Source organism: Massilicoli timonensis (assembly GCF_900199515.1).
GTDB classification, from domain to species: domain Bacteria; phylum Bacillota_I; class Bacilli_A; order Erysipelotrichales; family Erysipelotrichaceae; genus Massilicoli; species Massilicoli timonensis.
On the sequence record NZ_LT963434.1, the window covers coordinates 108,482 to 123,570 of the forward strand.

At 47.9% G+C, this 15,089-nt stretch carries 9 protein-coding genes and 1 other annotated feature; of the genes, 8 read left to right on the forward strand and 1 reads right to left on the reverse strand.

Annotation, left to right across the window (positions count from 1 at the left end; translation table 11 throughout):
* Window positions 1-37: 37 nt before the first annotated feature.
* Window positions 38-239, forward strand: a binding site (T-box leader).
* 32 nt (window positions 240-271) lie between these two features.
* The 8 genes from C1712_RS02540 (at window position 272) to C1712_RS02575 (ending at window position 13,316) form a co-directional block, all read left to right on the forward strand.
* Entirely contained in the window at window positions 272-823 is a 552-nt protein-coding gene (locus tag C1712_RS02540) for a GNAT family N-acetyltransferase (RefSeq protein WP_102266525.1), read from the forward strand.
* Window positions 820-3,450, forward strand: a complete 2,631-nt coding sequence (locus tag C1712_RS02545) for a valine--tRNA ligase (RefSeq protein ID WP_102266527.1) — start codon at window positions 820-822, stop codon at window positions 3,448-3,450. Before C1712_RS02540 ends, C1712_RS02545 begins: the two co-directional genes overlap by 4 nt.
* 240 nt (window positions 3,451-3,690) lie before the next feature.
* Entirely contained in the window at window positions 3,691-6,318 is a 2,628-nt protein-coding gene (gene ppdK / locus C1712_RS02550; protein ID WP_102266529.1) for a pyruvate, phosphate dikinase, read from the forward strand.
* A gap of 128 nt (window positions 6,319-6,446) precedes the next feature.
* Window positions 6,447-8,369, forward strand: coding sequence for an acyl-CoA dehydrogenase family protein (locus tag C1712_RS13180; protein ID WP_102266531.1), 1,923 nt, complete (start codon window positions 6,447-6,449; stop codon window positions 8,367-8,369).
* Window positions 8,370-8,385: 16 nt separating this feature from the next.
* Complete coding sequence (locus tag C1712_RS02560) at window positions 8,386-9,591, forward strand: FprA family A-type flavoprotein (protein WP_102266533.1); 1,206 nt, start codon at window positions 8,386-8,388, stop codon at window positions 9,589-9,591.
* A 260-nt stretch (window positions 9,592-9,851) separates the two neighbouring features.
* A complete protein-coding gene (locus C1712_RS02565) occupies window positions 9,852-10,493 on the forward strand; it encodes a TVP38/TMEM64 family protein (RefSeq protein ID WP_102266535.1) in 642 nt (213 codons plus the stop codon).
* 89 nt (window positions 10,494-10,582) lie between these two features.
* Window positions 10,583-11,284, forward strand: a complete 702-nt coding sequence (locus C1712_RS02570) for a response regulator transcription factor (RefSeq protein WP_102266537.1) — start codon at window positions 10,583-10,585, stop codon at window positions 11,282-11,284.
* A 4-nt stretch (window positions 11,285-11,288) separates the two neighbouring features.
* Entirely contained in the window at window positions 11,289-13,316 is a 2,028-nt protein-coding gene (locus C1712_RS02575; protein WP_102266539.1) for a sensor histidine kinase, read from the forward strand.
* Between the two features lie 87 nt (window positions 13,317-13,403).
* Here C1712_RS02575 and C1712_RS02580 read toward each other — a convergent pair whose 3' ends face one another.
* Window positions 13,404-15,077, reverse strand: coding sequence for a Na/Pi cotransporter family protein (locus tag C1712_RS02580; protein WP_102266541.1), 1,674 nt, complete (start codon window positions 15,075-15,077; stop codon window positions 13,404-13,406).
* Window positions 15,078-15,089 lie beyond the last annotated feature (12 nt).

The window sequence follows — 15,089 nt, forward strand, 5'->3', positions numbered from 1 at the left end:
CATTGCAATTCATTGCGCTTTTCATTATAATAGTAACATAAATGCGATGAATAGAAGGAGTAGCGTTCATTTTTCATCAAAGCGAGTGTCAGATGGTGAAAGGGCATATGAAAAGGTGCGTGAAGGTAGTCTAGGAGCAGATATATTGAACAAAGCAGTAGGTATATCCGCATCACAAGCGTTATTGTGCGAGGCAGCAATGCGAAATAAGGTGGTACCACGTTGATGACGTCCTTTGTCGGACGTTTTTCTTTTTTTCTAGGAGGAAAACATGAAATTAGAGATGGAGAAGTGGCAAAGCGGTGAAGATGTGGTAAGAGCGATTACTTTAGATGATGCAGCTGACTTTTATGAGATCGTGAAGCAGCCGCCGCTCTATGCCGCACTGTGGTGGCAGGCGGAAAGCGTGGAAGCATGCGCCAGACAGATTCAGGTCGTGCATTTGTCTTATCGGCAGAAACAGCTGCCCCAGACGATGGTGATCGAACGAAATGAACAGATGATCGGTTTGCTTCATGTATCGCGGATGGAGGATGATTTGATCGAGATCGGTTATTTTCTGCATCCTGCCTATTGGCGTCAAGGCATTATGAAACGAGTGCTGGCAGAGTGGCTGAAGCGTTTAAGCAGGCAGTTTTCGCTGCATCGCATCGAAGCCTACTGCGCTTGTGACAATACCGCCAGCATCGCTTTATTGAAAAGCTGCGGCTTTCATTATGAAGGCCGTTTAAGAGAGGTATGCAAAGATCAAAACGGCGCGTATCAGGATATGTTGTTATATGCCCTGATCGTATCGGATCGTGTAAAGGAGGAAATCGGATGAGCAAAGCACTCGCGAGCAAGTATGACCATCATCAGGTAGAAGCGGGACGCTACGATGAATGGTTGAAGGAAGGCTATTTTACTGCCGGAGATAAAAGCAAAGATCCCTTTTGTATCGTAATTCCACCGCCTAATGTTACCGGTAAGCTGCATCTGGGACATGCTTGGGATACGACCTTGCAGGATATGATCGCCCGTTATAAACGCTTAAAAGGCTATGATATGCTTTGGGTAGCGGGAATGGATCATGCGGGGATCGCGACGCAGGCAAAAGTAGATGAGCGCTTAAAGCAGGAAGGTGTCAGCCGTTATGACATCGGCCGGGAAAAGTTTTTGGAACGCGCATGGGAGTGGAAGGAGGAGTATGCTTCCACAATTCGTAAACAGTGGGCAAAGCTGGGGCTTTCTCTTGATTATTCCCGGGAACGCTTTACGTTGGATGAAGGACTTTCTAAGGCGGTGCAGAAGGTGTTCTGCGATCTGTATGAGGAAGGATTGATCTATCGGGGCGAGCGGATCATCAACTGGGATCCGAAAGCGATGACAGCGCTTTCCAATATCGAGGTCATCCACAAGGAAGTGGAAGGCAAGATGTACTACTTCAAATATGCGATCGAGGACAGTGAAGAACAGTTGATCATCGCTACGACCCGTCCGGAAACGATGTTTGCGGATCAGGCGGTCTTCGTGCATCCCGATGATGCGCGTTATCAGCATCTGATCGGGAAAAGAGCGATCAACCCGGCAAACGGGGAAGCGCTGCCGATCATGGCTGACGACTATATCGATATGTCTTTCGGTACGGCGGTCATGAAATGTACGCCGGCGCATGATCCAAACGATTTCGCATTGGCGAAAAAATATGATCTGGCAATGCCGATCTGTATGAACCCGGACGCGACGATGAATGCATTGGCCGGGAAGTATGCGGGCATGGATCGCTTTGCTTGCCGTGAAGCGCTGGTAGCGGACTTTGAGGCACAAGGGATCGTGGCAAAAATCGAAACACACCTGCATCAGGTCGGCCATTCGGAACGTACCGGCGTCGTGGTAGAGCCATATTTGTCGAAACAGTGGTTTGTGAAAATGAAGCCGTTAGCGGAAGATGTCTTAAAGGATCAGGCAGACGATGAGAAAAAGATCCATTACTACCCGCCGCGCTTTGAAAAGACTTTCGTGCAGTGGCTGGAAAATATCGAAGATTGGTGCATTTCCCGACAGCTGTGGTGGGGACATCGTATCCCGGCATGGTATCATAAGGAAAGCGGTGCCGTTCATGTCGGTGAAGAACCGGCTGACAGCGAAAATTGGGTACAGGATGAAGATGTGCTGGATACTTGGTTTTCCAGTGCGTTGTGGCCTTTCTCCACTTTGGGCTGGCCGGATATCAAGCAGGCTGACTATCAGCGTTATTACCCGAATGACGTATTAGTAACCGGTTATGACATCATCTTCTTCTGGGTGGCGCGCATGGCTTTTCAGGCACGTCATTTTACCGGCGGCCGTCCGTTCAAGGATGTGCTGATCCATGGCTTGATCCGCGATGCACAGGGGCGCAAGATGTCAAAATCATTAGGCAATGGGGTCGATCCGATGGATGTCATCGATCAGTACGGCTGTGATGCACTGCGCTTTTTCTTAACGACCAATTCGACACCGGGACAGGATCTGCGCTATATCGAAGAAAAGGTCGAAGCGAGCTGGAACTTTATCAATAAGATCTGGAATGCGAGCCGTTTTGTGCTCATGAATCTGGGTGATGATTTTTCTTTAGAACAGTTGGACTTCACCCATGTCTCCATCATTGATAAATGGATCCTGAAACGCTTAGATGAAGTATTGATGCAGGTAGAGGAAAACATGGATCGCTATGAGTTTGCGCTGGTCGGCAATGCGCTTTACAGCTTTGTTTGGGATGATTTCTGCAGCTGGTATATCGAGCTTTCCAAAGCCGGCCTGCATAGTGAAGATGAAGCGGTCAAACAGGCGACGCGCTCTACTTTGGTATGGGTATTATCAGCCATCGTGCGAATCTTGCATCCGTTTATGCCGTTTGTGAGTGAGGCGATCTATCAGGCGATGCCACATGCGCATGCTTCGATCAATCTGGAAACATGGCCGGTTTCTTTTGGATGTGATATCAGTGAGCATGAGATGCGTGATGTCAAGCAGCTGCTTTCGATGATCAGCGCGGTACGTGAGATCAAGAAAGAGTATGGCTTGAAGCCAAGCGCCGAGATTGCGATTACGATCTATGATGAAAGCGGTGCGTTAAAGAAGCCGAGCGCACAGTTGGCGGCGATACTGCGCTTTATGGGACATGCGAACTGGCTGAGCGAAGATCTTTGCGAGGAAAAGGTCGTAAGAGCGATCCATGAAGGAACGCTGGCAGTTGCCTTGGCGCAGGTAGTCGATGTGGAAGCGGAAATCGTAAAGCTGCGGACGCAGAAGGAAAAGATACAAAGTGAGATCAAACGGGCACAGGGCATGTTAAACAATCCGAATTTTGTGAACAAAGCGCCGGAAGCGAAGGTTGCGGCAGAGCAGGAAAAGCTGCGCAATTATCAAAAACAGTTTGATGCGCTAAGCAAGCAGCTGGAAACGATGGAAGCAAAACGAAACAATTAACGAAACGAGAAGATCTGATCTTGACACGGTCGGATCTTTTTTTTGATCGATCGAGTGCTTGCGAAAAGAGAAGCGTGAAGAAAAGTAATGTCGTTTATGCGCAAGGGAAGAGCAGACAAAGAGAAGCCGTCGGATTGTAAAAAGTGATCGAGTGAAAAAAAGTTGGGCAAGTATATAGGAAAATAAAGGAGGATGATGTATAATATGTATAAGCGATTTCAATGAAATGGAGGATTTGAAATGGACAAGAAATATTTATATCTGTTTTCGGAAGGAAATGGATCGATGCGCGAAATTCTAGGTGGGAAAGGCGCAAACCTAGCCGAGATGATGAATCTGGGCATGCCGGTGCCGTATGGCTTTACGGTAACGACCGAAGCCTGCAACAAGTATTATGACGACGGCGAGAAGATTGCCGACGAGATCGTTGCGGAAATCTTCGCTTATTTAGAGAAGCTGGAATCACTGGCAGGCAAGAAATTCGGTGATCCGCACAATCCGCTGCTTGTTTCGGTGCGTTCCGGGGCCAGAGCATCGATGCCGGGCATGATGGATACGATCCTGAATCTGGGCATGAATGACGATGTCGTGAAAGGCGTCGCGGAACTAACGAACAATCCGCGCTTTGCATGGGACTCTTATCGCCGCTTCATTCAGATGTTTGCGGATGTGGTAATGGGGCTGCCGAAGAGCCGCTTCGAAGAGATCATCGACGAGATGAAAGCGCGCAAGCATGTTACGATGGATACGGAATTAGACGCTGAGGACATGAAGGAAATGACACTGCGTTTCAAGGCATTCTATAAAGAAAGCTTGAAAGAGGATTTCCCAAGTGATGCAAAGGATCAGCTGATCCGTGCCGTGGAGGCGGTATTCCGTTCCTGGAACAATCCGCGTGCGGAATTCTATCGCCGGATGAATGACATTCCTTCCAGTTGGGGAACAGCGGTCAATGTGCAGATGATGGTATTTGGCAATATGGGCAATGACTGCGGAACCGGGGTTGCGTTTACGCGTAATCCAAGCACCGGTGAAAAGAAACTGTACGGTGAATTTTTGATGAATGCACAGGGTGAAGATGTCGTAGCCGGCATTCGTACACCGCAGCACATCGATCAGCTGAAAGAACTTTCACCACAGGCATATGCGCAGTTTGTCGATATTTGCGGAAAACTGGAAGCACATTATAAAGATATGCAGGATATGGAGTTTACGATCGAGAAAGGCAAGCTGTATATGTTGCAGACACGCAATGGGAAACGTACGGCAGCCGCTGCTTTGAAGATCGCCTGCGATATGGTAGATGAAGGAACGCTGAGCAAAGAAGAGGCGTTAATGAAGGTGGAACCGAAGCAGTTAGACGCGCTGCTGCATCCGCAGTTTGACGCGGCGGATCTAAAAGCTGCTACTCCGATTGCCAAAGGTTTGCCGGCTTCACCGGGCGCGGCTTGCGGTAAAGTGGTGTTTACTGCGGAGCAGGCGCAGCAGGAAGCGGCTTTGGGACATAAAGTGATCTTGGTGCGTTTGGAAACTTCTCCGGAAGATATTGAAGGCATGCATGTATCGGAAGGTATCTTGACGGTGCGCGGTGGTATGACCTCGCATGCCGCAGTGGTGGCGCGCGGTATGGGCGCTTGCTGTGTTGCGGGATGCGGCGATCTGAACATGAATGAAGAAGAAGGCTATTTTGAAGTAAACGGCGTCCGTTATACGGCTGATGACTTCATTTCGATCGATGGTTCTACGGGCAATGTTTATGCCGGCGCGATCAAGACGGTACCGGCATCGATCAGCGGTGACTTTGAACGCTTTATGAAGTGGGCGGATGAAACCCGTAAATTAAAGGTGCGTACGAATGCCGATACGCCAAAAGACGCGCTACAGGCATTGTCATTTGGCGCCGAGGGAATCGGTCTGGTCCGTACAGAACACATGTTCTTTGAAGGCGATCGCATCAAGGCGATGCGGGAAATGATCGTTTCCAAGACGACTGAACAGCGCAAGCGTGCATTAGCCAAGCTGCTGCCGATGCAGAGAAGCGATTTTGAAGGCATTTATGAGGCGATGCAGGGCTTCCCGGTAACGATTCGTTATTTGGATCCGCCGCTGCATGAATTCCTGCCTACCTCCAGTTACGATATCGCCAATTTAGCGGCGGACATGCATATTGATCTAGATGATCTGAAGGCGGTTATCGCAAGCCTGCATGAATTTAACCCGATGATGGGACATCGCGGCTGTCGTTTGGCGATCTCTTATCCGGAAATTGCGGAAATGCAGACGACGGCGGTCATCGAAGCGGCGATCAATGTTGCGAAGAAACATCCGGAATGGCATTTGACGCCGGAAATCATGATTCCGCTGGTAGGCGATGTGAACGAGCTGCGCTTTGTGAAAAACATCGTTGTCAAAGTGGCAGATGAACTGATCGCAAAAGCCGGAATCGACATGAAGTATCTGGTCGGTACAATGATCGAAATTCCGCGTGCTGCGCTTTTAGCGGATGAGATCGCCGAAGAAGCAGAATTCTTCTCATTCGGCACCAATGACCTCACGCAGATGACATTTGGCTTCTCACGTGATGACGCCGGCAGTTTCTTAAACGACTACTACGACAAAAAGATCTATGAACAGGATCCGTTTGCGAAATTCGACCAGCACGGTGTCGGCAAACTGGTTGCCAATGCCGCGAAATTAGGACGTGCGACGCGTGAGGATATCCATTTGGGTGTTTGCGGAGAACATGGCGGTGATCCTGCATCGATCGAGTTCTTCCATAAAGTAGGATTGGATTATGTATCATGCAGTCCGTTCCGTGTACCGATCGCAAGATTGGCAGCGGCACAGGCAGCGATCAAAAACAAATAAAAGCAATCTTTCAAACTGATGGCCGGGGGTGGTAAACATCTTCGGCCTATCATTTTCAGGGGAGAAACTACATGCGTCGATCGTTGAAAAAACGATCATCGTGCTGCATTCTAAAAAGGAGGGATACAATGTATTTCAAGACAACGCAGGAACACGAAAAACTTCGCGCTGACATCCGGGAATGGGCAGAAAAAGAGATCAAGCCTTATGTCTTTATGCTGGATCAAAACAATCAGTTTCCTAAGGAACAAATCAAGGATTTTGGAAAACGCGGCTATTTGGGACTGCCATATCCGAAAGAATACGGCGGCATGGGCAAAGATATTTTAAGCTATGCCATCGGTGTAGAGGAACTATCGCGTGTGGACGGCGGAACCGGCGTCATTTTATCGGCCCATGTCTCTTTAGGCGCTTATCCTATTTTCGCTTATGGTACAGAGGAACAAAAGCAGAAATATCTGGTGCCTTTGGCAAAGGGAGAAAAACTGGGCGCTTTCGGTTTGACGGAGCCAAACGCAGGATCTGATGCGGGCGGTACGGAAACGACAGCAGAGCACATGGGCGATCATTATCTTTTGAACGGGGAAAAGATCTTTATTACCAATGGCGAAGAAGCGGATATTTATGTCGTGTTCGCAGTAACGACCCCGGGTATCGGAACCAGAGGCATCAGCGCCTTTATCGTGGAAAAAGGTTGGGAAGGATTTACCTTCGGTGATCATTACGATAAGATGGGCATTCGCTCCTCAGCAACGGCACAGCTGTTGTTTGATAACGTGAAGGTGCCTAAGGAAAACCTGCTCGGCAAAGAAGGACAGGGCTTTAAGATCGCCATGTCGACGCTTGATGGCGGACGCATCGGTATCGCGGCACAGGCGCTCGGCATTGCGCAGGGTGCCTATGAAGCGGCTGTTTCCTATGCGAAAGAGCGAGAACAGTTCGGGGCGCCGATCGCGCAGCTGCAAGCCATTCAGTTCAAGATCGCGGAGATGGCTACCAAGATACGTGCCGCTCGATTTATGGTATATAGTGCCGCTGAGTTAAAAGAGCATCATGAGCCATATGGCATGGAAGCAGCCATGGCGAAAAAATATGCTTCAGATATCTGCCTAGAAGTAGTAAATGAGGCTTTGCAGGTATATGGCGGCAGCGGTTATCTCAAAGGAATGGAAGTAGAACGCTTCTATCGTGATGCGAAGATCTGTACGATCTATGAGGGCACCAATGAGATCCAAAGTGTGGTCATCGCTTCTCATATCTTAGGCAAGGCTGCCAAACCGAGCAGCGCACCGCTCAAGGTACAGAAGAAAACCGCTGTAACCGGTCCGCGCAAGAACATCATATTCAAGGATGGAACGGCGAAAGAACAAGTGAAGCAGCTGGTTGAAGCGCTGAAAGCGGACGGTCATGACTTTACTGTGGGAATTGATCTGCATACGCCGATCGTTGAAGCAGAACGCGTGGTCAGCGCCGGTAAGGGCATTGGCAGCAAGAAAAATATGAAGCTGATCGAAGATCTGGCTTTAGCAGCAGGAGCAGCCATCGGTTCTTCACGACCGGTTGCAGAACAGTTGGGTTATTTGCCGATCGATCGCTATGTGGGCATGAGCGGGCAGAAATTCAGCGGTAATCTGTATATTGCCTGCGGTATTTCCGGTGCGGTGCAGCACTTAAAGGGCATCAAGGATGCGGCGACCATCGTGGCGATCAATAAGAAAGCCGGCGCACCGATCTTCAAGAATGCCGATTATGGTATCGTAGGCGATGTCAATGAGATCTTGCCTTTGTTGAGCGAGGCGCTTTCTGTGGGCGGAGAAAAGAAACCGGCACCGCCGATGGTCAAGATGAAACGCAAAGTAGTGAAAGAGGCACCGGCTGCGCCGATCGGACGCTATGTCTGCATGGGCTGTGGATATGAATATATACCGGAACTGGGAGATGAAGCCGGAGATGTCGCACCGGGAACGAAATTCGCCGATCTTTCACAAGAATGGGTATGTCCGGAATGCGGTGAGGAAAAAGCAAGCTTTATCCCGTCCGGGAAAGAATGATGAGGAGGAATAGATCATGAGCAGTGTAAGAAAAGTAACAGAAAACTTATATTGGGTCGGCGTCAATGACAAACGCCTGCATCTGTTTGAAAACATTCATCCGATTCCTCGAGGAGTGTCTTATAACTCCTATGTGCTGCTGGATGAGAAGAGTGTTCTTTTTGACACCGTTGACTGGTCCGGCTGCCGGGAATTCTTGCATCATGTAAAAGAGGTATTGGACGGCAGAAGCCTGGATTATTTGGTGATCAACCATATGGAGCCGGATCATGCGGCTTCGATGGAGGAAGTACTGATCCGCTATCCGAACTGTAAAGTTATCAGCAATGAAAAAGCATTTCTGTTCATGCGGCAGTTTGGATTTGATTTAGATGGCAGAATGATCGAGGTAAAAGAAGGAGATACGTTCTGCTTTGGCAAGCATACGGTAACCTTTGTCTTTGCCCAGATGGTACACTGGCCGGAAGCCATGGTAACCTTTGATATGACAAACGGCGTCCTGTTCTCGGCCGATGCTTTCGGAAGTTTCGGCTCATTGGATGGAAAACTGTTTGATGATGAGGTGAATTTTGATCGCGACTGGATCGACGACGCCAGAAGATATTTCTGTAATATCGTCGGCAAATACGGTCCGTTCGTGCAGCAATTATTGAAGAAAGCATCGACGGTGCCGATCAAGATGTTCTGTCCGCTTCATGGACCGGTATGGCGCAATGACCTTGGCTATTATTTGGATAAGCATGACAAGTGGAGCCGCTATGAACCAGAGGAGAAGGGCGTATTGATCGTTTATGCCTCTATGTATGGCAATACAGAAGCAGCTGCACAGGCGCTGGCTTCCAAGCTTTGTGAGAAGGGCATATGCAATGTTGCGGTATATGATGTATCCGTTACGCACGTATCCTATCTGGTAGCGGAAGCGTTCAAGTACAGCCATATCGTTTTGGCATCTTGTACGTATAATCTTCAGATTTATCCGATGATGTACGATTTCCTTCATCATTTGAAGATACTGAACTTCCAGAAGCGCACCTTCGGTATCATTGAAAATGGTACCTGGGCGATCAAGGCCGGAGATCTCATGCGCAGCTTTATCGAGCATGAACTGAAGGAATGTCTGGTGCTGGATGAACAGGTTTCCGTCAATTCTTCGATGAAGGAAAGCAATAAAACGGAGCTTGATGCACTGGCTGATACCTTGATCGATTCTATTCAAAAATAAGCTTTGAACATGTAAACGAACAATCATGACAGCGTTTGTGCGCTGTATGAGAAACGTACATAGCAAACAAGTAAGCAGTAAGATCTGGCCTTTGAAACGGTCAGATCTTTTCATTATGGAAAAGCAGTGAAACAGAAGATCGGCAGATTTCTTATCCATACAAGCAGCATTCTGCCTTTCGTCCAGTTAAGAAATCGTTAAGAAATAGCACCGCTTTTTGTTAAGAAAAACAGGTTAAACTAATAGCAGAGGTGGTCATCATGAGATGGAAAAACTTATTGTCGGCAGGCATCTTATTTGGACTTTTCGCGCTGCTTGCTGTTACCTGCATTGACTGGGAAGCCTGTGCCGGTTGGTTTTATACGCTGCCAAAAGGCATACGGGAGGCCGCTTTTGTGCTGGCGAATGCCGTCCAGATCGTTTTTGCGTTTCTGCCGGGAGAGCCGCTGGAATTGGCGGCCGGTTATCTGTTCGGTGCGGAAATGGGAACTTTGATCTGTCTGTTTGGATCGGCTTTGGGAACACTCGCTATCTGGGTGCTGGTAAAGCTGTTTCAACGCCCGATCCTTCATTTTTTCTTTCAGGAAGAAAAGCTGCGGGAATGGGAAACGGTGATGCGAAAACATCATGGATATTGGTGGATGTTTTTACTGTTTCTGATTCCGGGATCACCGAAGGATCTCATGACCTATACGCTGGCACTGAAAGAGAAGGGGATGTGGAAATGGACTTTCCTCATAACGATCGGCAGGATCCCAAGCATCATAACTTCTACCTATTTAAGCGGCTCAGTAGCGGAACAGAACTATATCCTGGCAGGCTCTGTCTTTTTGATCACCATGCTACTAGTGGGGAGCGGGATCACTTACCTGCGTTACTTGAAAGGAGCGAAACGGACATGATGTCTCTATGTGTGATCAGTATTTGTATGATCCTGACATTTGCAGGATTCGTCATTCATGGTGTAGAATAAATAAAAGGAGCAAGGAAAATGAAACATCAGATTTTAGTAGTAGAAGATGAAGCGGGGATTCGTGAAGCGATAGCCATTTATCTGCGCACCCAGGGATATGAAGTGGCAGAAGCGGGAAATGGGGAGGAGGCACTTGCTTATATTGAAGCGAATGAAGTGCATTTGGCAGTGGTGGATATTATGATGCCGGTCATGGATGGAATTGAAATGGTAAAACGGGTAAGAGAACACTATGATTTTCCGATCATATTTTTGAGTGCCAAATCGCAGGATATTGATAAGATCAACGGACTGCAGATCGGTGCCGATGATTATATGACCAAGCCGTTTGGCTCTATGGAACTGATCGCCCGCGTTCATGCGTGTTTAAGGCGTTATGAACAGATCTTGTCGCTAAGACAGGAAAAAGAGGATGATGGGGTGCTTCATGTCGGTGCCTTGGAGCTGAATACGTTAAGCAAGCAAGCCAAGGTAAACGGACATACGCTGTCCCTTAGACCGAAGGAATACCAGATCTTAGCGCTGTTGATGGCACATCCGGGACAAGTCTACTCGGCTCAGCAGATTTATGAAGCGATCTGGAAAGAAGAAGCGATCAATACGGAAACGATCATGGTGCATATCCGCAAGCTGCGTGAGAAGATCGAAGCGGATCCGAAGCGGCCGCAGTATTTGAAAGTCGTTTGGGGAATCGGCTATAAGATAGAGAAAGACAGGTGAGGAAATGAAAGGGAAAAAATGGATCAGCTTTTTGGTCGTTTGTATATGCGCGCTTGTAAGCATGGGCATCTTATCCTTTTATGATCGGGTAGAGGGAAACGCTAAAAGCACGCATGACAGCTTAGAAAGGCGTCTGGAAGAAGAACTGCCTTATGTGGCGATGGCGCTGCTTCGGGAAATCGATCCGGATTATGAGGCAGTGCGCTTTCATGAAGATGTGAGTGATGAAGTCAAGGAAGAGGTCGATTACTATATCAATCGCCGCCTCACCTATGCGCGGTCGATCTTACAGGATGAAAATTTACAATATCGCATTTATGATGAAAAAGGAAAGACACAGCTGCAGTCAAAGACATATGTAAGCGAGAAAGAAGCGTTGTTTGATGAGGATTACGAATTTGATGAAAACGGTGCTTCACTTGATTCGCTGTATGTTTCTTATCTTTATCATGATGCGGCATTGATCAATTACAGCAGTTACTTTGATTTTTATCTTCCGCAGGATCTCGTTTTGAATATTCGTGTTCCAAGCGATTATGTAAAAAACAATTTGTTGATGCAGACGCTGATCGAGGACTGGCAAAACTATGCGCCGTTTTCAGCGGTCATGATCTTGGGTGCTTCCGTCCTGATCCTGCTTGTCATGCTGGTCGTGCCATGCCGGCTGTTAAAGGAAAGTGAACCTTTTGTTACGCTGGCAAAGATCAAGGGAGAGCTTTTGATCATCGGTTACAGCACATTGATCTCTCTTGGGGCATTAGGTATCTTTGTGCTTTGCGGGTGCAGCATCGGCGGCAATTTCCAAACGATGTTAAAGGGACTGGGCATGATCAACAGCAAAGGTCTGCTGCTTGTCGTCAATGTAATCGCATGGACACTGTATCTATACTTGGTGGCATGTACTGTTTTTTCCATCAAATATATCTTTCATTTCGGTTTTGTACGCTATTTGAAAGAGCGCACGGTGATCGGCTGGGCTTACAGGCGTTTGGGTGATGCGATGAATGCGGTCAGCGAGATCGATTTGGCACAGAATGCGGATCGCAAGCTGTTAAAATTGATGCTTCTTCATGGCTTGCTCGTTGCGCTTCTTTGTTTCTTCTTTGTGTTTGGCGCTGTTTTGGCGTTCGTTTACGTACTGGTTTTATTTTTCTGGTGCAAGCGGAAGCTGCAAAAAATTCAGCTGGAATACGAAGGAGTCTTACAGCAGGCGCATCAGATCGCCAGCTCTGATTTCAAAGAACCGATTGCGGTCAACAGCGTGATGTTCAGCAGCCTGCAAGCGGAGCTGCAAGGCGTACAGATCGGCTTTGCGCATGCGGTAGAAGAGGAAACCCGTTCGCAGAATATGAAGACAGAACTGATCAGCAATGTTTCACACGACCTAAAGACGCCGCTTACCGGCATTATGAATTATGCGGAGCTATTGCAGCAGGACTCGATACCTGATGCACAGCGCATTGCATTCAGCAAGCAGTTGCACTTGTATGCCAAACGATTACAGGCGCTGATCGATGACCTTTTTGAGGTCAGCAAGGTAAACAGCGGCGACATCAGCTTAGATTTTGCGGAGTTAGATCTGGGTGCGCTGGTGCAGCAGGTATTGGCAGAAAACATGGATCTGTTTGAACAAAATCAGCTGGAGTTGATCGGTCATTATCCGGAGACACCGTGCATGGTTTTGCTGGATGGAAGCAAGACGTACCGTATTTTTGAAAATCTGTTTTCTAATATCGGCAAATATGCACTCCCCGGTACGCGTGTTTATCTCGATGTGGAGGATCTTGGTCATGAGGTCCGCGTTACCTTGAGAAACATTGCGAAGGAAGCGATGCATTTCAATCCGGATGAAATTACGGAACGTTTTGTAAGGGGCGATCGTTCTCGTCATGAAGAGGGCAGCGGTCTTGGCTTAGCGATCATCAAAAGCTTTACCGAAGTACAAAAGGGCTCTTTTCAGATCATTTTAGACGGTGATTTATTCAAGAGCGTGCTCGTCTTTGCGAAAGTGGATGAAAAAAGCATCGTTTGATCATAAGCGGTGCTTTTTTCCTATTTGCTTCATTCAGCAAGCGTGCTGTATGATCGCAATGAAAAAAGCTGTACGTTTCCATACAGCTTAAGCTTCTGCTTTCAGTTCATGATGCGGGGTCGGATCATGAAGCAGCTTGATGATATTGTGGGTGTGATCGCCCATACGCTCCAAATTAGAGAGAATATCGACATAGATGCTGCTGGCGATCGGATCGCTGCACTCATTTTTCGACATACGAGCGAAATGACGTCGCTTGGCTTTTTCAAAAAGCAGATCCAGTTCATCTTCTTTCTCTGACATTACCATCCGCAAAGATTCATCCGGTTCCATAAAATAGCCGATCGAGAAATCCATCATGCGGATAATAAGCTCATACATCTCATTGACATCCTGCATCGCCTGTTCGGTGAATAGGCCTTTATCGTCATAGACCATGTCGTAAAACTCATTTAAGTTCATCGCAATGTCGCCGATGCGCTCTAAATTTTTTACGACCTGAATGTTGCCCAAAAAGGCGTCGATGTCATCAGGAGAAACCGCATTATGCGAAATACTGGTCAGATACTCGGTGATCTTGCTGTCAAGGGTATTGACTGCGTCTTCCAACTGTGCGGCGCTGGCCCGATATTTTCCACTTTTCGTATTGAAGAATTTTTGGGTCTCTTTGATCTCGTCGATTGCCAGTTCGCCCATTTTGATCGTCGCTTTCGCACTGGCTTCTAACGCCGCTGCCGGCAAAGTCGCCGCCAGGGTTGGATCCAGCCCGGTGAAATCCAGTTCGATCTGTTCGCTGTGATCGCTTTTGATCAGCTTGCGGGAGAGTGCGACCATCCATTTGATGAACGGATAAGCGAGCAGGGAAATGGTGATGGCGCGGATGATATGCGCGATCGCAATTTGCATCATCGGCGCTAAATGAAATTGCGCGCTCAAATATTCGATCAAATGCGCATATGGATTTAAGAAAAGCAAGAAGAGCAGTGCGCCGGCAGTATTAAAGCCGACATTGATATAGGCAGCACGTCTCGCTGATGCACTGCCGCCGATCGAAGCGAATACCGCCGTGATCGTCGTCCCGATCGCCGCCCCGAAGATAAAAGGCAGGGAAGCATACAGCGTAAGCGCACCGGAATCATAGATCTTTTGAATGATGCCGACCGTGGCACTGGAAGACTGTACGATGGCAGTCAGGACGGTACCGCCGATAAAACCGAGCAGCGGCTGATTTCCCATGGCTGTTGCCATATTTTCAAAAAAGTCCAGCTGTCCGATCTTAGAGAGCTCATCGCCCATCAGTCTCAATCCGAAAAACAGGATACCGAAGCCAAGTAAGATCTCGCCGAGATATTTATGCTTTTTGCGATTTGCGAACAAAGTAATGAGCACGCCGACAAAGATAAAATACAAAGCGTATTCCTCAATTTTCAGACCGATCAGAAAAGCCGTGATCGTCGTACCGATATTGGCGCCGATGATGATTCCGATCGATTGATCCAGCTTCATCAGTCCTGCCCGAACAAACCCGATCGCAATCGAGCTGGTGGCCGAGCTTGACTGAATAAAAACAGTGATGATCGTTCCCACCAAAATGCCTTTCCAAGTCTTGTTGGTATAACGATCGATATAACTTTTTAACTTATCGCCCGCAAAGTTCTTTAATCCATCACCCATAAACTGAATGCCGAATAAGAACAGCGCCAGACCGCCGACAATATAGTCCCAGCCGATCGATGCGAGAGAAAATGCTTCAGCAGGCATAAACGTTCCTCC

Coding starts and splice junctions, on each gene's coding strand:
- C1712_RS02540 (WP_102266525.1), top strand. CDS start 272: ATGAAATTAGAGATGGAGAAGTGGCAAAGCGGTGAAGATGTGGTAAGA.
- C1712_RS02545 (WP_102266527.1), top strand. CDS start 820: ATGAGCAAAGCACTCGCGAGCAAGTATGACCATCATCAGGTAGAAGCG.
- ppdK (WP_102266529.1), top strand. CDS start 3,691: ATGGACAAGAAATATTTATATCTGTTTTCGGAAGGAAATGGATCGATG.
- C1712_RS13180 (WP_102266531.1), top strand. CDS start 6,447: ATGTATTTCAAGACAACGCAGGAACACGAAAAACTTCGCGCTGACATC.
- C1712_RS02560 (WP_102266533.1), top strand. CDS start 8,386: ATGAGCAGTGTAAGAAAAGTAACAGAAAACTTATATTGGGTCGGCGTC.
- C1712_RS02565 (WP_102266535.1), top strand. CDS start 9,852: ATGAGATGGAAAAACTTATTGTCGGCAGGCATCTTATTTGGACTTTTC.
- C1712_RS02570 (WP_102266537.1), top strand. CDS start 10,583: ATGAAACATCAGATTTTAGTAGTAGAAGATGAAGCGGGGATTCGTGAA.
- C1712_RS02575 (WP_102266539.1), top strand. CDS start 11,289: ATGAAAGGGAAAAAATGGATCAGCTTTTTGGTCGTTTGTATATGCGCG.
- C1712_RS02580 (WP_102266541.1), bottom strand. CDS start 15,077: ATGCCTGCTGAAGCATTTTCTCTCGCATCGATCGGCTGGGACTATATT.